This window comes from Rhodococcus sp. 05-2256-B1 (assembly GCF_002258465.1).
In the GTDB taxonomy this organism is placed as follows: domain Bacteria; phylum Actinomycetota; class Actinomycetes; order Mycobacteriales; family Mycobacteriaceae; genus Rhodococcoides; species Rhodococcoides fascians.
In genome coordinates this window covers 35,709-52,815 of record NZ_NOZA01000027.1, presented here as the reverse complement: position 1 = coordinate 52,815, position 17,107 = coordinate 35,709, and the positions used below count along the sequence as shown (strand labels likewise).

General features: G+C 64.9%; 21 protein-coding genes. 15 read left to right on the top strand and 6 right to left on the bottom strand.

Going from position 1 to position 17,107, the window contains the following annotated elements; genetic code table 11:
- Positions 1-89: 89 nt before the first annotated feature.
- On the top strand, positions 90-2,393 hold the full coding sequence (gene secA2, locus CH285_RS15735) for an accessory Sec system translocase SecA2 (RefSeq protein ID WP_094644252.1): 2,304 nt from the start codon (positions 90-92) through the stop codon (positions 2,391-2,393).
- Positions 2,386-2,793: an META domain-containing protein gene (locus CH285_RS15730; RefSeq protein ID WP_176458478.1), complete on the top strand. Its 408-nt coding sequence runs from the start codon at positions 2,386-2,388 to the stop codon at positions 2,791-2,793. The genes secA2 and CH285_RS15730 overlap by 8 nt, the downstream gene beginning before the upstream one ends.
- Here the strand turns inward: CH285_RS15730 and CH285_RS15725 are convergent.
- Complete coding sequence (locus CH285_RS15725; protein ID WP_027497309.1) at positions 2,780-3,376, bottom strand: TetR/AcrR family transcriptional regulator C-terminal domain-containing protein; 597 nt, start codon at positions 3,374-3,376, stop codon at positions 2,780-2,782. The two genes, CH285_RS15730 and CH285_RS15725, sit on opposite strands and share 14 nt — an antisense overlap.
- 125 nt (positions 3,377-3,501) lie before the next feature.
- Here CH285_RS15725 and bioB point away from each other — a divergent pair, with 125 nt between their 5' ends.
- The 3 genes from bioB to CH285_RS15710 are packed head-to-tail and all read left to right on the top strand — an operon-like array spanning position 3,502 to position 5,344.
- Positions 3,502-4,494, top strand: a complete 993-nt coding sequence (gene bioB, locus CH285_RS15720) for a biotin synthase BioB (RefSeq protein WP_094644250.1) — start codon at positions 3,502-3,504, stop codon at positions 4,492-4,494.
- A 22-nt stretch (positions 4,495-4,516) separates the two neighbouring features.
- Positions 4,517-4,741 (top strand): biotin synthase auxiliary protein BsaP, encoded by a 225-nt coding sequence (bsaP, locus tag CH285_RS15715; protein WP_032382834.1) that lies wholly within the window; start codon positions 4,517-4,519, stop codon positions 4,739-4,741.
- Complete coding sequence (locus CH285_RS15710; protein WP_094644249.1) at positions 4,742-5,344, top strand: DUF2567 domain-containing protein; 603 nt, start codon at positions 4,742-4,744, stop codon at positions 5,342-5,344.
- A 13-nt stretch (positions 5,345-5,357) separates the two neighbouring features.
- Here the strand turns inward: CH285_RS15710 and CH285_RS15705 are convergent, their stop codons facing one another.
- The gene (locus tag CH285_RS15705) at positions 5,358-6,056 is read right to left on the bottom strand and encodes an NUDIX hydrolase (RefSeq protein ID WP_032406822.1); all 699 of its coding nucleotides are present in this window, start codon (positions 6,054-6,056) and stop codon (positions 5,358-5,360) included.
- Between the two features lie 79 nt (positions 6,057-6,135).
- On the opposite strand from CH285_RS15705, the gene nadA reads away from it, so the two are divergent.
- From nadA to CH285_RS15685, 4 genes are read left to right on the top strand one after another with little or no spacing between them, the layout of a single operon-like run.
- Entirely contained in the window at positions 6,136-7,194 is a 1,059-nt protein-coding gene (gene nadA, locus CH285_RS15700; protein ID WP_048318691.1) for a quinolinate synthase NadA, read from the top strand.
- The gene (locus CH285_RS15695) at positions 7,191-8,759 is read left to right on the top strand and encodes an L-aspartate oxidase (protein WP_094644248.1); all 1,569 of its coding nucleotides are present in this window, start codon (positions 7,191-7,193) and stop codon (positions 8,757-8,759) included. The genes nadA and CH285_RS15695 overlap by 4 nt, the downstream gene beginning before the upstream one ends.
- A gap of 1 nt (position 8,760) precedes the next feature.
- Positions 8,761-9,636, top strand: coding sequence for a carboxylating nicotinate-nucleotide diphosphorylase (gene nadC / locus CH285_RS15690; RefSeq protein WP_032368081.1), 876 nt, complete (start codon positions 8,761-8,763; stop codon positions 9,634-9,636).
- A gap of 33 nt (positions 9,637-9,669) precedes the next feature.
- Positions 9,670-10,044, top strand: coding sequence for an RNA-binding S4 domain-containing protein (locus tag CH285_RS15685; RefSeq protein WP_032368080.1), 375 nt, complete (start codon positions 9,670-9,672; stop codon positions 10,042-10,044).
- Positions 10,045-10,101: 57 nt separating this feature from the next.
- Here the strand turns inward: CH285_RS15685 and CH285_RS15680 are convergent, their stop codons facing one another.
- On the bottom strand, positions 10,102-11,085 hold the full coding sequence (locus CH285_RS15680; protein WP_032370322.1) for a LysR family transcriptional regulator: 984 nt from the start codon (positions 11,083-11,085) through the stop codon (positions 10,102-10,104).
- A gap of 78 nt (positions 11,086-11,163) precedes the next feature.
- Between CH285_RS15680 and CH285_RS15675 the strand changes: the two genes are divergently transcribed.
- On the top strand, positions 11,164-11,580 hold the full coding sequence (locus tag CH285_RS15675) for a DUF5997 family protein (RefSeq protein ID WP_027497299.1): 417 nt from the start codon (positions 11,164-11,166) through the stop codon (positions 11,578-11,580).
- Here the strand turns inward: CH285_RS15675 and CH285_RS15670 are convergent.
- From CH285_RS15670 to rhtB, 3 genes are read right to left on the bottom strand one after another with little or no spacing between them, the layout of a single operon-like run.
- Positions 11,577-11,960, bottom strand: a complete 384-nt coding sequence (locus CH285_RS15670) for a YchJ family protein (protein WP_094644247.1) — start codon at positions 11,958-11,960, stop codon at positions 11,577-11,579. The two genes, CH285_RS15675 and CH285_RS15670, sit on opposite strands and share 4 nt — an antisense overlap.
- Complete coding sequence (locus CH285_RS27980) at positions 11,957-12,121, bottom strand: hypothetical protein (protein ID WP_176458477.1); 165 nt, start codon at positions 12,119-12,121, stop codon at positions 11,957-11,959. The genes CH285_RS15670 and CH285_RS27980 overlap by 4 nt, the downstream gene beginning before the upstream one ends.
- Positions 12,118-12,744, bottom strand: a complete 627-nt coding sequence (rhtB, locus tag CH285_RS15665) for a homoserine/homoserine lactone efflux protein (RefSeq protein WP_027497297.1) — start codon at positions 12,742-12,744, stop codon at positions 12,118-12,120. Before rhtB ends, CH285_RS27980 begins: the two co-directional genes overlap by 4 nt.
- An 83-nt stretch (positions 12,745-12,827) precedes the next feature.
- Between rhtB and CH285_RS15660 the strand changes: the two genes are divergently transcribed.
- From CH285_RS15660 to hisB, 5 genes are all read left to right on the top strand, one after another.
- Positions 12,828-13,295: an SRPBCC family protein gene (locus CH285_RS15660; RefSeq protein WP_027497296.1), complete on the top strand. Its 468-nt coding sequence runs from the start codon at positions 12,828-12,830 to the stop codon at positions 13,293-13,295.
- A gap of 49 nt (positions 13,296-13,344) precedes the next feature.
- Positions 13,345-13,863 (top strand): DinB family protein, encoded by a 519-nt coding sequence (locus CH285_RS15655; RefSeq protein WP_094644381.1) that lies wholly within the window; start codon positions 13,345-13,347, stop codon positions 13,861-13,863.
- An 89-nt stretch (positions 13,864-13,952) separates the two neighbouring features.
- Entirely contained in the window at positions 13,953-15,305 is a 1,353-nt protein-coding gene (hisD, locus tag CH285_RS15650; protein ID WP_027497294.1) for a histidinol dehydrogenase, read from the top strand.
- Positions 15,302-16,432: a histidinol-phosphate transaminase gene (locus CH285_RS15645; protein ID WP_027497293.1), complete on the top strand. Its 1,131-nt coding sequence runs from the start codon at positions 15,302-15,304 to the stop codon at positions 16,430-16,432. Before hisD ends, CH285_RS15645 begins: the two co-directional genes overlap by 4 nt.
- Entirely contained in the window at positions 16,429-17,052 is a 624-nt protein-coding gene (gene hisB, locus CH285_RS15640; RefSeq protein ID WP_027497292.1) for an imidazoleglycerol-phosphate dehydratase HisB, read from the top strand. Before CH285_RS15645 ends, hisB begins: the two co-directional genes overlap by 4 nt.
- The last annotated feature ends 55 nt before the right edge of the window (positions 17,053-17,107 follow it).

Sequence of the window (17,107 nt, the reverse complement as noted above, 5' to 3'; positions counted from 1 at the left end):
GACAACGCCGCTCGACGCGGGGTAGTGGGCAATCGGCACTCGGTACTGTGGGAAAGAAGATCACGTACTTTCTCGAGTAGGGATGACAGATGGCTGTGGGCTCCGACCGATTCTGGCGTGTACTCGGCCGCTCTGCGCAGAAGGCGCAGAGCGCGTCGCGTCGGCGCGTCGAGCAGGCCGGAGACCATGCGAGCTGGGCTTCGGGCTTGTCGGACGCCGAATTGACCACCGAGGCCGCTGCGTTGCGGGCCCCGAGCGCGTCGAAACTCGACGTTCCGCGGTACCTGGCGTTGACGCGTGAGGCGAGCGACCGCACGCTCGGCATGCGACCGTTCGACGTACAACTTCTGGGAGCCGAGCGACTTCTCGCCGGTGACGTGGTGGAAATGGCGACCGGCGAAGGAAAGACGTTGTCCGGGGCCGTGGCTGCGGTGGGATATGTCCTGTCCGGTCGCAGGGTTCACGTCATCTCGGTCAACGACTTTCTCGCACAACGCGATGCGCGGTGGATGGCTCCGCTGTTCGAGGCTCTGGGTATCACCGTCGGTTCCATCGCCGAGTCGTCCTCGGCGCAGGAACGTCGTGATTCCTACGCGTGCGATATCACGTACGCGTCGGTCAACGAGGTCGGATTCGATGTTCTCCGTGACCATTTGGTCGACGATCGTGCCGATCTGGTGTCGCCCGTCCCGGATGTCGCACTGATCGACGAGGCCGACTCGGTGTTGGTCGACGAAGCGTTGGTGCCGTTGGTGTTGGCCGGCTCGGTCTCGGGTGACGTGTCGACCTCGACGGTGATGGACGCAGTCCGCCTGTTGGACAAGGGGATCGACTTCGACACCGATGCCGAAGGACGCAATGTGTTCCTCACGGACGAGGGCGCGCTTCGGCTCGAGAAAGAACTCGGCGGAATCGATCTCTACTCCGAACAGCACGTCGGATCGACTCTCGTTGCGGTCAATGTCGCGCTGCACGCTCAGGTGCTGGTGCAACGCGATGTCGACTACATCGTGCGTGAGGGGCGTGTTCAGCTGATCAACGCTTCCCGTGGCCGAGTGGCGGACCTGCAGCGTTGGCCGGACGGGTTACAGGCGGCCGTGGAGATCAAGGAGGGGCTCGAGCCCACCGAGACCGGTGAAATTCTCGACACGATCACGGTTCAGGCGCTGATCAACCGGTATGCCACCGTATGTGGAATGACCGGCACGGCAATGGCGGCGGGGGAGCAGCTGCGTACGTTCTACGGTCTCGGCGTCTCGGTCATCGAGCCGAACGTACCGACGGTGCGGGTCGACGAGGTCGACCGGGTGTACGACACGGTCGAGCACAAGAATGCCGCAATTGCGCAGCAGGTCAAGGAAATTCACGAGACCGGGCAACCGATACTCGTCGGCACGCACGATGTCGCGGAGTCGGAGACGCTGGCGGCGATCCTCGCGGAATCCGGTGTGGACGCCGTCTTACTCAACGCCAAGAACGACGCCGAGGAGGCCGCGGTCATCGCTGCCGCCGGAGTGCACGGCGCGGTCACCGTCTCGACGCAGATCGCCGGGCGCGGAACCGACATCAAGCTCGGGGGACCGGAGGGGACCGACCGCGACCGCATCGCCGAGTTGGGTGGGCTGTTCGTCGTCGGCACCGGCCGCCACACCACCGAGCGGCTCGACAATCAATTGCGAGGACGTGCGGGCAGGCAGGGCGACCCGGGCCGTTCGGTGTTCTTCGGCAGTTGGGAGGACGACGTCGTCAAGAACAACATCGGTGACAAGGACGCACCGAAAGGCATCGACGACAGCGGCCTGTTCACCTCTGCCGCCGCAGCCGATCGAGTCGATCATGCCCAGCGCATCGCCGAAGGACAGATGCTCGAAATACACTCGCGTACCTGGCGCTACAACCAACTGACGGCGCAGCATCGGGAGATTCTGGACCGTCGTAGGGCAGCGTTGCTGGACACCGGAGAGGCGTTGGCTCTGCTCGAGGAGCAGTCGCCGACGCGATCGAAGGAACTTCGCGAGAACGTGTCGGAGGAGACCCTCGTGGTGGTCGCCCGCCGAATCGTTCTTCACCACCTCGACCGCGCGTGGTCGGACTACCTAGCGCACCTGGCCGACGTGCGCGAGAGCATCCACCTCCGTGCGCTGGGTCGCGAGAATCCACTCGACGAGTACCACCGAATTGCGGTCGAGGCCTTCAAGACTGTCTCCGCCAAGGCCATGGATCTGTCCCACGCGACATTCGAGTCGGCCGAGATCACCTCCGACGGAATCGATCTCGACAATGCCGGTATGCGCCGACCGACGTCGACGTGGACGTACATGGTGCACGACAACCCGTTTGCCTCCCGCGGAAATGCCGGTGCGGCCGGTCTGGGGCCGATCTTCGGTGGCTGACGCGCGCCGGGCACTGCTCGCTCTCGCCTGTGGCATGAGCGTGTTGACCTCGGGCTGCACCGATTCGTACGGGGAATTCCCGGCAGACAAAAATTACACCTCCGTCGATGCCGACGGTTCCTACACCCCGGTCTCGGGTACGACGATCCGGCTCGAGTTCGCCGACGACCGCATCTCGGCCGAAGCCGGATGCAACAGGTTGTTCGGCACCGTCGACACTTCGCTGGGGACGCTCACCGTCGATTCCCTGGGTGCCACGCGGATGGGGTGCCCGGCCGAGCTCATGGAGCAGGATCGGTGGCTGTCGGAGTTTCTGTCCTCGAAGCCGAAATGGTCCAGAGAAGACGACACGATGACTCTGGACAACGGACGCGACCGAATCGTGTTCACCGAATCCTGACGGAGCGTGGTTCGGACGCGGCGTGGCGCACGCCGTCCAGAAAGAGCCGGAGACCGAAGTCGAATTTGCTGGTGGGATCGGGGCGCTCGAACATCGGGGACGCGTCGGCGGTCAGCGCCCCGGCCGAGTCCATCTGGAGCCGAGCCTGTTCGTCCACGGTATGGCCGAGCACGTAGTACAGCAACGTATCGGCGGTCAGTTCGGCGTCGACTCTGGGCAACCCGGCACGAATGCAGACCGCGGCGATGCGTTCACGGATGCGGTTGGTGGTGAGCCGCGAGGCGTAGGTCGAGGCGACCAGTTCGGCTCCGTCGCGCCGGGAGAGCAGCGCGTCGCGAAGTCGATGTGCGATCTGCGAGATCTGCGCGTCCCACAGTTCTTCCGTCGACGGTGCGTCGGCACCGGACAGTATGTGATCTGCGATCGCCCCCAGCAGCGTCTGCTTGTTGGGGAAGTGCCAGTACAGCGCTCCGGGTTGGACGTGCAGTGAGGTCGCCAGGCGGCGCATGGTCAGATCCGCGAGGCCGTACTCGTCGAGAATGGCTATTGCACCGTCCAGGACGTCCTGCCTGCGTAGCTGCACTTCCTACCCCTGCCGTTCGACGCGGTGTTTCGCTTTGACAGTAGCCGAGTGCGGTGCCTAACGTGAACGCCGTTCAACTTGAACGGTGTTCAATTCCGAGACCGTTCGACGACGAGGGGACCGGTATGGACATATTGCGTACGGCGCGCCTGCAGGTGCTCGACAACGGCATTGCGCTCGATCGATCCCAGGTGCTCGAGGTACTCGAGCTCGGAGAGCATCGTCTCGAAGAGACGATGCAACTGGCGCACGAGGTTCGGATGCGATGGTGCGGACCGGAAGTGGAGGTCGAGGGGATCGTCAGCCTCAAGACCGGAGGCTGCCCCGAGGACTGCCACTTCTGCTCGCAGTCGGGCCTGTTCGCCTCTCCGGTGCGGGCGGCCTGGCTCGATATTCCGTCGTTGGTCGAGGCGGCGAAACAGACCGCGAAGACCGGAGCCACGGAGTTCTGCATCGTGGCCGCAGTGCGGGGTCCGGACGCTCGACTGCTCGCGCAGGTCGCCGCGGGAATCGAGGCCATTCGCGGCGAGGTCGACATCGACATCGCTTGTTCGCTGGGCATGCTCGACCAGGATCAGGTCGACCAACTCGCCGCAATGGGTGTGCACCGCTACAACCACAACCTCGAGACCTCGCGGTCCTACTTTCCGAACGTGGTCACCACCCATACCTGGGAGGAACGCTGGAACACACTGCGGATGGTCCGCGAGGCCGGCATGGAGGTCTGTTGCGGAGGCATCCTCGGTATGGGCGAGACGCTGGAGCAGCGAGCCGAGTTCGCAGCCGATCTCGGCGCTCTCGAACCCGACGAGGTTCCCCTGAATTTCTTGAACCCACGTCCCGGAACGCCGTTCGGGGATCTGGACGTGCTGCCTGCATCGGATGCGTTGCGAGCCGTTGCCGCCTTCCGGCTGGCCCTGCCGCGGACGATTCTTCGATTCGCGGGCGGCCGCGAGATCACTCTCGGTGATCTCGGAGCTCAGCAGGGAATTCTGGGCGGCATCAACGCGATCATCGTCGGAAACTACTTGACGACGCTCGGTCGTCCCGCCGAGGAGGATCTCGATCTTCTCGGGGAACTGCAGATGCCGATCAAAGCGTTGAACTCGACGATCTGATGCGCGTATTAAGGTGGGTCGAATGACGAGCGAGAGCCGGTACGACCCGCACACCGGTCGGCCTGTCGAGGTCGGTACGGATGCGGGGGCACCGTCGTTCTCGGTTGCCGTCGGTCTCGGGCTGGAGCCGCCGAGGTACTGCGACCGGTGCGGTCGCAGGATGGTGGTGCAGATCGTGCCCGACGGATGGACGTCGGTGTGCTCGCGGCACGGCCTGATCGATTCCGCCGCGACGGGTAGGCGTTAGGTGACGACCTCGTCTGCCGTCGAGACTCCGGAGCGGCGTCGAACGCTTCGCTTTGTGGCTCTGGTCGGCGGTGTGACGATCGCGCTGTCCGCCGTCGGCGGTCTGCTGTGGGGATTCCTGGCACCGAGCCAGCAGTTGCTCGTCGTCGCGCAGGACAGAGGAGCAACACTGACCGGGGAGAGTCTGCATCGATTCGACGCTCTCGCCCTGTTCGTCCTCGTCTCGTTCGCTCTCGGCATTCTCGTGCCGATCGGGTGGTGGCTGTGGATTTCCCAGCGGGGTCCACGGCTGTTCGTGGCCGTGTTCGTCGGGTCGTTCGTCGGCTCGATCGCAGCAGTGCTGGTGGGCAACGGCGTTGCGGCGCTGCGATTCCCGAGGGCGGACGAGCCGGCCGTCGGATTGATCGTCCGGGTTGCACCGAGTATCGACACGCCAACGGCACTGATCGTGCAGGCGCTGACGGCGTCGTTGGTGATACTGCTGCTCGCGGCGATGAATCCCAACGACGATCTGCAGCACCCCGATTCCGATCCCGAGCTCGACGAGATCGAATTCGACGTCGCTCCGCCGCCGCCGTCGTTCGACTCGCGGGTACCCGACTGACGGCGGATCTCGTTCATGCCTGTGGTGGCCGCAATGCCGCGAACTCGTCGGTGACGCGAATGCTGTTGTCGGCGAACCGGAACAATGCTGGAGGCCGTCCACCCGCTCGACCCGACGGTGCACGCCGTCCGGTGGGTTCGATGACGCCGCGGCGGCTCAGTACCCGTTGCAGATTGGTGGCGTCGACCTGATAGCCGAGGGCTGCGCCGTAGATTTCGCGAAGCGTCGAAATCGCGAATTCTGCAGGAGCGAGGGCGAATCCGATGTTGGTGTACGACAGTTTGGCGACCAGTCGATGCCGTGCGTGCTCGACGACCGTTCCGTGATCGAACGACATGGCGGGCAGCTCCGACACCGGGTACCAGGTCGTATCCGCGGGCAGGGTCGGCTCGGCCGCGATCGGTACGAGGCCCAGGAACGTCGACGCGATTCGGCGATCTCCCGGCACTCTGTCGGGCTCGCTGAAGATGGACAGCTGCTCGAGGTGTGCCACCTTGCGTACGTCGACCTTCTCGGCGAGCTGTCTCCGCGCGGACGTGGCCAGGTTCTCGTCGTCGCGCAGGGTGCCCCCGGGGAGTGACCAGGTGCCCGCCTCGGGGTCGAGTGCACGCTGCCACAACAGGACCGCCAGTTCAGGGGTGTCGGGGTCGGAAAAGACCCGAACTTGGAACACCGCAATGAGTACTTCGTGGACGGTGCTACGATGAATCATGTTTTCGATCATAAGTCGAAAACTCCCTCGGAGGAAATTCGGTCACCGACGACCGGATGATCGGTGAAGGAGAACCGTCATGACCAGCAGCGCTACCCAGGTGAACTTCCTGGACTCGGCTTTCGCCGGAGTCCGCGACATCGTCGATGGAGCCGGTGGTTACGGGGGAGTCGACGCGTCGGCTGAATGGGCCGCGGAAGTGCGACGGCTCGCCGATCTGCGAGGCGCGACCCTGCTGGCGCACAACTACCAGCTGCCTGCGATTCAGGACGTTGCCGATCACGTGGGTGATTCGCTCGCGCTCTCGCGCATGGCCGCCGAAGTATCCGAGGACACCATCGTGTTCTGCGGCGTGCACTTCATGGCCGAGACTGCCAAGATCCTGAGCCCGCAGAAGACGATCCTGATCCCGGACCAGCGTGCGGGTTGCTCGCTCGCCGACTCGATCACTGCCGAGCAGTTGCGCGAGTGGAAAGCAGACTTCCCGGATGCCGTCGTCGTCTCCTACGTCAACACGACCGCTGAGATCAAGGCGCTCACCGATATCTGCTGCACCTCGTCCAACGCGGTCGAGGTCGTGCAATCGATCGATCCGAGTCGCGACATCCTCTTCCTGCCCGACCAGTTCCTCGGGGCTCATGTCAAGCGCGTGACCGGGCGCGAGAATCTGCACATCTGGGCCGGTGAATGCCACGTCCACGCAGGCATCAACGGCGACGAGCTCGCCGAGAAGTCTCGAACCCACCCCGATGCAGAGCTATACGTGCATCCCGAATGCGGTTGCGCCACCTCGGCTCTCTACCTCGCCGGCGAAGGATTCGTGCCCGCCGACAAGGTCAAGATCCTTTCCACCGGCGGCATGCTCGACGCGGCCCGCGCCACCGAATCCAAGCAGGTTCTGGTCGCCACCGAGATCGGGATGCTGCATCAACTCCGCAGGGCTGCACCCGATGTCGACTTCTTGGCCGTCAACGACCGCGCGTCGTGCGGATACATGAAGATGATCACGCCCGCCGCGCTGTTGCGCTGCCTCGTCGAAGGGCGCGACGAGGTCCACGTCGACCTCGAAACGGCGAACATCGCCAGCAAGTCGGTGCAACGCATGATCGAGATCGGCACACCCGGCGGCGGCGAGTGAACCCGTCGGTCGCCTGGGAAACCGCGGCCGACCTCGTCGTCGTCGGCGGCGGAATCGCCGGACTGACCGCGGCTCGCACGGCCGTCGCTCGCGGTCTGCGCGTGCTGACGGTCAGCAAGGGCAGTTCGGTCGACACCGCGACCAAGTATGCGCAGGGCGGAATCGCAGTCGTCGGCACCGATCTCGGCGACTCGATCGATGCGCACGTGTCGGATACCTGCGCAGCAGGCGCGGGCCTGTGCGACGAGGATGCGGTGCGTTCCATCGTGTCCGGCGGCCGTGCGGCGATCGCGTCGCTCGAAGTCGCCGGCGCACATTTCGATCGTGCGCCCGACGGTTCGGTTTCCCGCACCCGAGAGGGTGGCCACAGTGTGCGCCGAATCATCCATTCCGGCGGCGATGCCACCGGAGCGGAGGTACAACGCACACTGGACTCCGCAGTGCCATCGGTGGAATTCGACACCACGGCGCTGCGTGTACTGACCACCGACGGCGCGGTGGCGGGACTCCTCGTGCGCGGGCCTCGCGGTGTCGGCGTCGTTCGCACTCCGACGGTGTTGCTCGCGACAGGCGGCCTGGGACAACTGTTCTCGTGCAGTACCAACCCGGCCGGTGCCACGGCCGACGGCATTGCACTGGCCCTCGATGCGGGCGCACGGATCGCGGATCTGGAGTTCGTTCAGTTCCACCCGACCGTGCTGTTCGCCGCAGGGTCGACGGGCCGTCGCCCGTTGATCAGCGAAGCGGTGCGCGGAGAGGGTGCCCGCTTGGTCGATGCCACCGGCCGCGCATTCATGGACGGTGCTCACCCCATGGGCGACCTCGCACCACGCGACGTGGTCTCGCGTGCCATCGCCGAGTTGCTGTACCGCAGCGGCGACGACCACGTGTTGCTGGACGCCCGTCGCGTGGAGCACGTGCGTGAGCGTTTCCCGACCGTGACGGCATCGTGCCTGGACGCCGGCATCGATCCCGCAACGGATCTCATCCCCGTGGCACCCGCCGCGCACTACTCGTGCGGGGGAGTCGTGACCGACACGTTCGGACGGACGTCCGTCTCGGGATTGCTCGCTGCGGGTGAGGTGGCGCGCACCGGGCTGCACGGTGCCAACCGGCTGGCGTCGAACAGTCTGCTCGAGGGTCTGGTGGTCGGCGAACGCGCTGCGCTCGTCGCCGCGGAGCGGGTCGGAACCACGGTCGCGGTGTCCGATACCGCACTGCCTGTGTACCGGCGGATCGATCGCGCGGTACTGCAGCGAACCATGACCACGCACGTCGGTGTCGTCCGCGATGCGTCCGGTCTTGCGGACGCACAGAACGTGCTGGCACACGGCGTGGTGTCGGAACCGCCGGTCGACGGCGTCGCGGTCGAGGATGCCGCCCTGACGGCAGCGGCAGACGTGATCGTGCTGGCTGCGGCCCACCGCCGAGAGAGCCGAGGGTGTCACACCCGACGGGATTTCCCGGACAGCATGCCCGAGTACCGACGGAGCCTGTATGTCGAACGCGACGAGAACGGACGACTGACGATCGTGAACGATGACGTGATGACGGGAGCAAGCTGACATGACCGGTACTGCCGACGAAGTGAACCCGGGAGTCGACCGCGACGAGGTTCTCGCACTCATCCGCACCGCGCTCGACGAGGATCTCCGGTACGGGCCGGATATCACCACCATGGCAACGGTTCCCGAGGACGCCGTGGCCACGGCGTCGGTGGTGTCTCGACAGTTCGGCACCCTCGCGGGCCTCGATGTCGGACTGCTGGTTCTCGACGAGGTGATCGGTTCGGGCGCGTACTCGATCCGCCACAGGACCGCCGACGGATCGAATGTCGAACCCGGACAGGCTGTTCTGACGGTCGAAGCTCCCACCCGTGGATTGCTCACCGCCGAGCGCACCATGCTCAATATCGTCTGTCACCTGTCGGGTATCGCAACCGCCACGGCCGGCTGGGTCGCCGAGGTCGCAGAGACCGAGTGTCGCATTCGAGACAGTCGAAAGACGTTGCCCGGACTGCGATCGCTACAGAAGTACGCGGTACGGGCGGGCGGCGGGGTCAACCATCGGATGGGTCTCGGTGACGCCGCGCTGATCAAGGACAACCACGTCGCGGCGGCCGGCTCCGTCGTCGCGGCCCTGCGAGCCGTGCGTGCCGCTGCGCCGAACATCGCCTGCGAGGTAGAGGTCGACAGTCTCGAACAACTCGACGAGGTGCTCGCCGAGAACGTCGAACTCGTTCTGCTGGACAACTTCGCGCTGTGGCAGACGCAGATGGCGGTGCAGCGCCGCGACAAGTTCGCGCCGGACACCAAGTTGGAATCCTCGGGTGGACTGACCGTCGACGTGGCTCGGGATTACGCGCGTACGGGGGTCGACTTCCTGGCGGTGGGCGGTCTGACACACTCGGTGACAGTGCTCGACCTCGGCCTGGACATGTAGCCGAGCCTCACGATTCGAGGAAGACGTTCGAAGATGGAATTGCAGAGTGCCCGTCTGGACAGCTGGATCTGGGCGGTGCGACTGTTCAAGACGCGGTCTGCCGCTGCCGCAGCCTGTCGCGGTGGGCATGTCCGCGTCAACGGCACCCCCGCAAAGCCCGGCCAACGGGTCGGGCCGGACGACGAGATCCGGCTGCGCGTGGAGGGCGTGGAGAAGATCGTCGTCGTCGTACGTGCCATCACCAAACGCGTCGGCGCGTCAGTGGTAGCCGAGTGCATGATCGATCGCAGTCCGCCGCCGCCACCGAAAGAGGTTCTGGCGTCGGTTCCCCGGCGTGACCGCGGAACGGGCCGTCCGACCAAGCGTGATCGACGTGACATCGATCGGCTGCGGCTGCGCCCCTCGTAGTCGTGAGCGTTGTGCGTACCTCCGGGGGCACACAACGCGCACGAGGGCGAAGCCCGTCTAGCGTCTTTTCCCGCTGCGGCGTGCGTTCGTTTTGGTCTTGACGACCGGTCGAGCCGGTTTGGAGGGCTGCGCCTTCTTCTTCTTGACGGGCGCGTCGTCCGAAGATCCGCGTGAACTTCGCGTCGACCGGCCCCGCACGATGCCGATGAATTCTTCGATGCGGTCGTCTTCCCGCTCCGCCACCCAGGCCAGTGCGATCTGTGTCTGCTCGACGTCGGTGACCGGGCGGTACACGAGATCTTTGCGAGCGTTGAATCTCGCAACCGAGTGCGGGACGATCGCCACGCCCAGCCCGGCGGCCACGTACTCGAAAGTCTCCGCTGTGCTGGTCATCGGTGGCAGTGCGGGACGATCGCCGGTGCTCAGTTCTGTTGCAACAGCAGCCCATTCGGGCACCGTGGTCGGATCGGCGAGCAAGTGTTCGTCGGCGAGGTCGAGAGCTGTGACCGAGTCGAATGCTGCGACCGCATGGTCTTTGGGCACCACCACGACCTGGACTTCCTGGTACAGCCCGATGGCGTTCAGACCTTCACGATCGATCGGCGGCCTGACGAAGCCGACGTCGACCGTTCCATCACGCAGATGAGACACCTGCGTGTCCGGAGTCGTGGCCACGACGGACAAGGCGACATCGGGAAACCGATCGGCCCAGATTCGCGTCCACTTGGTCAGTGTTACGCCCTCGGCGTATCCGATGGTGAAACTGCGCGGCTCGCCGGCAGCAACCTGTGCAACCTCCGAACGCCGATCGTCCTCGGCGATCTCGACCAACGCGCGTTCGAGCAAATCGCGTCCGTCGGCGGTGAGTTCGGTGGGGGAGGCACCCGGCACGAACAGGTCGACGCCGAGCAACTCTTCGAGTTCCACCACGGTCTTGCTGAGGCGGATTCGGGAGATTCCGAGCGACTGAGCAGCGCGGGCGAAATGCAGTTGTTGCGCCACTGCCGCATACCAGCGCAGTGTCTGCACATCGATGTTCACGGAGTCGAGCCTATGGGACGGTGCACGAAGCGCGGGACGGTGGCGTCGGGACCGCCGATTGCCGGATAAGCTGGTCCGGTGAGCCCGGAGAACAAACAGCAGACCATGAAGCCATTGACCGCGGCGAACAAGCTCGGCATCTATCTACCCGCAGCGCCGGAAGAGTTCCAGAACTCGATGATCAGCAGATCCGACCTGGACGCCCTGCGCAGCGATCCGCCGCAGTGGCTGACCGACTTGCAGACCGACGGACCCTTCCCCCGCGACGTGATCGCGAAGAAGCTCGACGTGTCCATCGCCGGATTGGCACGCGGCGGAGTCACCGAAGCGTTGACCAGTGTGGAGATCGAGGAACTGATCGCCAGCCCACCGCAGTGGCTGGTACGCGAGCGTCGGACTCAGATCCAGGTTCGCAAGGATGCCGAGCGCATCAAGGAGAAGCAGGAAGCGCGTCGCACCGCGGGCAATCGGCCCACGAAACTACGCAACCTCTAGGGAGCGACGACTCCGTCGAGGTAGCGCCACCGGCCGTCGACCCGGACGAAACGGCTGATCTCCGACATCGTGCCGGCACCGTCGGGATGCTTGTACCGTGCCTCGAACTGCACGGTGCCGGTCTCGTCGAAAAGTCCGCCCGCGTCGGCAGCGAGGACGTCGAGCCGATACCACCGTTGGTCGGGGTCCAACTCCAGCTCGGCCGGAGCGGTGTCGGGATGCCAGGACGTCCGCAGGTAGGCGACGTCGCCGACGGCAAACGCGGTGAAGCGCGAGCGCATCAGCTTCTCCGCCGTCGGTGCATCGACGGGGCCCGTCAGGTACGGCTCGCAACACGCATCGAACGTGTCGCCGCTCGAACACGGACACCGTCCACTCACTCGACGACCTCCACTTCGACCGAGTACGTGCCGAGTTCGTGCTCGTCCCACTTACCCACGTCCTGAATCCAGGTGTTGGCTTCGAGCAGAGTGTCGAACAGCCCCAACGGAATCGGATCTCCGCCGAGCGAATTCTTCATGATCACGCGGTATTTCCTCATGGGGTCACCCTTCGTACCGTGGCCAGAAATGTTGCGGCGGCAAAGAACAGGCCGGCGAACGTGCGGTTCATGGTCTTCTGCTGACGGTGGGACCGCATCATGCGGAGGACTCGCGATGCCAGAGAGGTGTAACCGGTCATCACCAGCATGTCGACGACGACCATGGTCGCCGCGATGGCGAGATACTGGGTGATCAGCGGCCGCGCTGGGTCGAGAAACTGGGGCAGCACAGCGACCATGAACACGACGGCTTTCGGGTTGCTCGCGTTGACGAGAAATCCTCGCGCGAGCATCGTCGTGCCTCGATCCGCCACCGCGGGGGCGTCCGCTACTTCGGACGGAGCCGACCGCCACTGGCGAATGCCGAGGTAGACCAGATAGGCGACACCGAACCACTTGATCGCGGTGAAGGCCAGGGCCGAATTGGCCAGGACAGCACCGAGTCCGACTGCGACGATGCCGATCTGGACCAGCAGGCCGATCTGCAGCCCGAAGATGTTCCAGTAGCCGCGGCGCAGGCCGTAGCGCAGACCTGTGGACATCGACGCGATGGCTCCGGCTCCGGGAGACAGACTGATGACGATGCTCGCGCCGAGGAAGGCGAGCCACACTGACCAGGACATGTGTTCATTGAACTACGCCCGTCAATTCGCATTCTGCGCGGTGGCCGGGTGTCGATACGGTCATTGCGGGGTAGACGCTGCAGATGGCAGACATCAGAACCATCGACAGCGGTCCCCAGCAGGTCACGAGACAGACCGAGGTTCGGGCACCGGCAGCCGAACTGTTCGACATCGTGGCCGATCCCACCCGGCACGGCGAGCTGGACGGATCCGGCACAGTCAAGGACACCGTCCGTGGACCCGAGAGGCTGAGCAGCGGCGCGAAATTCTCCGTCGGCATGAAGCAGTACGGCGTGCCGTACAAGATCACCAGCACCGTGACCGAATTCGTGGATGCGGATCGACACAAGATCATCGAGTGGCAGCACCCGATGGGCCACAGCTGGCGCTGGGAATTCGAGGAGAAGCAGCCGGGCCTGACCACTGTCACCGAGAGCTTCGTCTACGGCACCGCCAAGGTTCCGAAAATGCTCGAGTTGTTCAAGATGCCGCAGAAGAATGCGCAGGGCATCACGAGCACACTGCACAATCTGGCTGCTCGTTACGCCTGACCTCTCGGACAGCCCGTGGCGGTACGGGCCCTGCTCTACAGTGACCCGCATGCCGATCGAACCCGATACCAAGAACTGGACGTGGGTCCTCGACAGTGCCTGCCCCGACTGCGGGTTCGACTCGAGCTCCGTCGAATACGACGCCGTACCCGCGTTGATCCGCGCTGACGTGGATCGGTGGATCGCAGTGCTCCGTCGCGAGGACGCGGCAGTGCGTCCCGACGATTCGACATGGTCGGCGCTCGAATACAGCGCACATGTTCGGGATGCACACCGCATATTCCGCACTCGGTTGGCGCTGGTGCTGACCGAGGACGATCCCGAGTTCGACAACTGGGACCAGGACGCCACGGCCGTGGCCGAGAACTACAACGCGCAGAATCCGGCGACGGTGGCGTCGGAACTCGGGGAAGCGGCATATGCGTTGGCCGACGCCTTCTCGGCTGTGCCGCCGGAAGACCGTGATCGCAGAGGGCGACGCAGCGACGGTTCCCACTTCACCGTCGAAACTCTGGCGGCCTACTACATTCACGATCCCATCCACCATCTGTGGGACGTGCGGGGCTGAGCCGAATTCGGTGGAACTATCCTGGTGGTTCGGACAACACTGATTCGACCGAACCCCGGCACCGAACCGACTCCACGAAGGGGCCCACTATGCCTGCCCGCATCGAGCTCGCCCGCGTCGATCTACGCGGACGAACTCCATCCACTGCCGAACTACGCGGCGCTCTTCCCCGAGGCGGAGTGGATGTCGATTCGGTGCTGCACCAGGTTCGGCCCGTCGTCGACGCCGTCAAGGAACGTGGGGCCGACGCGGCCCTCGAGTTCAGCGAGAAGTTCGACGGAGTCCGACCGGACCGCGTTCGGGTTCCGCAGCAGGAATTGGTTCGAGCTCTCGACGAGCTGGACCCGGCCGTCCGGGCCGCCCTCGAGGTCGCGATCGAGCGAACCCGACTGGTGCACTCGGATCAACGCCGCACCGACCACACCACCCAGGTGGTGCCCGGCGGCACGGTGACCGAGCGCTGGATTCCGGTCGATCGCGTGGGTCTCTACGTGCCCGGTGGCAACGCTGTGTACCCGTCGTCGGTCGTGATGAACGTGGTGCCTGCGCAGATCGCTGGCGTCGGTTCGCTGGTGGTGGCGTCGCCGCCGCAGAAGAACTTCGGTGGATTACCCCACCCGACGATCCTGGCGGCCGCGCAGCTCCTCGGAGTCGACGAGGTCTGGGCCGTCGGCGGCGGTCAGGGCATCGCTCTGCTCACGTACGGCGGTGTCGACACCGACGGCGAAGAACTGGCACCGGTCGATCTGATTACCGGCCCGGGCAACATCTACGTCACGGCGGCCAAGCGACTGTGTCGTTCGCTCATCGGAATCGACTCCGAGGCAGGCCCTACCGAGATCGCGATTCTCGCCGACGCCACCGCAGACCCGATCCACGTGGCAGCAGACCTGATCAGTCAAGCCGAGCACGACGTGATGGCCGCCAGTGTGCTGGTGACCGACAGCCTCGAACTCGCCGATGCCGTCGACGAGGCTGTCAATGCGCAGATGGCGTCCACCCGGCACGCGGAACGCGTCACCACGGCGCTGAGCGGTAGCCAGTCCGGAATCGTTTTGGTCGACGACGTCACACAGGGCCTGGCCGTGGTCAACGCCTATGCGGCCGAACACCTGGAGATTCAGACGAAGGACGCGTCCGACGTCGCCGCTCGCGTGCGCAGCGCCGGCGCTGTATTCGTGGGGGCGTGGTCACCGGTCAGCTTGGGTGATTACTGCGCCGGGTCGAATCACGTACTGCCGACGGCCGGGTGCGCTCGGCATTCGTCCGGCCTGAGTGTGCAAACGTTCCTGCGGGGGATCCACGTGGTGGACTACAGTGAGGCCGCGCTGAAAGACGTTGCTGCGCACGTCATCGCGCTGGCCAACGCAGAAGATCTCCCGGCTCACGGTGAGGCCGTTCGGCTGCGTTTCGAGGGGTTGCGTACCGGTGGTGAATCATGAGTGATGCTCTGGGGCAAGCGATTTCGCTCGACGACCTGCCGTTGCGCGAGGCGCTGATCGGCAAGTCGCCGTACGGCGCGCCGCAGCTCACCGTGCCGGTTCAGTTGAACACCAACGAGAATCCACACCCGCCGACGCAGGCACTGATCGACGACGTCGCCGAATCGGTGCGTATCGCCGCGGCGCAGTTGCACCGGTATCCGGATCGCGACGCGGACGACTTGCGAGCTGACCTGGCGCGGTATCTCACCGGGCAGACCGGCTTTGCGGTCGACACTGCCAACGTGTGGGCGGCCAACGGCTCCAACGAGATTCTGCAGCAACTCCTGCAGGCCTTCGGTGGGCCGGACCGTACCGCGCTGGGTTTCGTGCCGTCGTACTCGATGCACCCGATCATTTCGTCGGGGACTCAGACCGAGTGGATTCCGGCGCAGCGTCGGGCGGATTTCTCTCTCGACGTCGACTACGCAGTGCAGGCGATCGAGGAGCGTAAGCCGGACGTCGTGTTCGTGACCAGCCCCAACAATCCGACCGGGCACAGCATCGACGAGGCAGATCTACGTCGAATCCTCGACGCCGCACCGGGAATCGTCGTGGTCGACGAGGCGTACGCCGAATTCTCCTCGGCGGCAAGCGCAATCGGATTGATCGAGAGCTACCCCAGCAAGATCGTCGTCAGTCGGACCATGAGCAAGGCGTTCGCGTTCGCCGGCGGACGGCTGGGATACCTCGTTGCGGCCCCGGCCGTGATCGACGCAATGCTGTTGGTGCGCTTGCCCTATCACCTCTCGGTGGTCACGCAAGCTGCCGCTCGGGCCGCGTTGCGGCACGCCGACGACACCCTGGCGAGCGTGGCCGCATTGTCGGCCGAACGCGATCGCGTTGCCGAAACGCTCGTCGCACAGGGGTACGACGTGGTGCCGTCCGACGCCAACTTCCTGCTCTTCGGCCGGTTCTCCGATGCGGCCGCCACCTGGCAGCGGTACCTGGACGACGGCGTGCTCATCCGGGACGTCGGAATTCCCGGGTATCTGCGTGTCACCATCGGACTCGCTCACGAGAACGACCGATTCCTTACCGTCAGCTCGGAACTCGCATCGACCGAAAGAGCAGAGGCACTGCAGTGACCACACCCGCTCCCCGCATCGCCAAGATCGAGCGCACTACCAAGGAATCCGACATCTCCGTCGAGCTGAACCTCGACGGCACCGGCATCGTCGACATCTCCACCGGCGTGCCGTTCTACGACCACATGCTCACTGCCCTCGGCACCCATGCCCGCTTCGATCTCACCGTGCGGGCCAAGGGCGACATCGAGATCGAGGCGCATCACACGGTCGAGGACACTGCGATCGTGCTCGGGCAAGCGCTGGGACAAGCCCTCGGCGACAAGTCCGGCATCACCCGCTTCGGCGACTCGTTCATTCCGATGGACGAGACACTCGTGCATGCGGCGGTCGACGTGTCCGGCCGTCCCTACTGCGTGCACACCGGCGAGCCGGACTACATGGTGCACTCGGTGATCGGCGGCTACCCGGGTGTTCCGTACTCCACCGTGATCAACAAGCATGTGTTCGAGACCTTGGCGTCCAACGCTCGGATCGCGTTGCATGTCCGCGTCATCTACGGCCGCGACCAGCACCACATCACCGAGGCGGAGTTCAAGGCCGTCGCTCGGGCGCTGCGTCAGGCCACCGAATACGACCCTCGGGTCACCGGAATTCTCTCCACCAAGGGCAGTCTGTGATCGGTCGAGCGGTGCTCGTGCGTTGAGTGGTCTGAGTTCGATTCGTGGCCTCCCG

What these genes read in the sequence shown, in the direction of transcription:
- nadC (WP_032368081.1), top strand. Translation starts at nt 8,761, where the DNA reads ATGACCGGTACTGCCGACGAAGTGAACCCGGGAGTCGACCGCGACGAG.
- secA2 (WP_094644252.1), top strand. Translation starts at nt 90, where the DNA reads ATGGCTGTGGGCTCCGACCGATTCTGGCGTGTACTCGGCCGCTCTGCG.
- rhtB (WP_027497297.1), bottom strand. Translation starts at nt 12,744, where the DNA reads ATGTCCTGGTCAGTGTGGCTCGCCTTCCTCGGCGCGAGCATCGTCATC.
- CH285_RS15705 (WP_032406822.1), bottom strand. Translation starts at nt 6,056, where the DNA reads ATGATTCATCGTAGCACCGTCCACGAAGTACTCATTGCGGTGTTCCAA.
- CH285_RS15660 (WP_027497296.1), top strand. Translation starts at nt 12,828, where the DNA reads ATGGCAGACATCAGAACCATCGACAGCGGTCCCCAGCAGGTCACGAGA.
- CH285_RS27980 (WP_176458477.1), bottom strand. Translation starts at nt 12,121, where the DNA reads ATGAGGAAATACCGCGTGATCATGAAGAATTCGCTCGGCGGAGATCCG.
- bioB (WP_094644250.1), top strand. Translation starts at nt 3,502, where the DNA reads ATGGACATATTGCGTACGGCGCGCCTGCAGGTGCTCGACAACGGCATT.
- hisD (WP_027497294.1), top strand. Translation starts at nt 13,953, where the DNA reads ATGCCTGCCCGCATCGAGCTCGCCCGCGTCGATCTACGCGGACGAACT.
- CH285_RS15685 (WP_032368080.1), top strand. Translation starts at nt 9,670, where the DNA reads ATGGAATTGCAGAGTGCCCGTCTGGACAGCTGGATCTGGGCGGTGCGA.
- CH285_RS15645 (WP_027497293.1), top strand. Translation starts at nt 15,302, where the DNA reads ATGAGTGATGCTCTGGGGCAAGCGATTTCGCTCGACGACCTGCCGTTG.
- CH285_RS15655 (WP_094644381.1), top strand. Translation starts at nt 13,345, where the DNA reads ATGCCGATCGAACCCGATACCAAGAACTGGACGTGGGTCCTCGACAGT.
- nadA (WP_048318691.1), top strand. Translation starts at nt 6,136, where the DNA reads ATGACCAGCAGCGCTACCCAGGTGAACTTCCTGGACTCGGCTTTCGCC.
- bsaP (WP_032382834.1), top strand. Translation starts at nt 4,517, where the DNA reads ATGACGAGCGAGAGCCGGTACGACCCGCACACCGGTCGGCCTGTCGAG.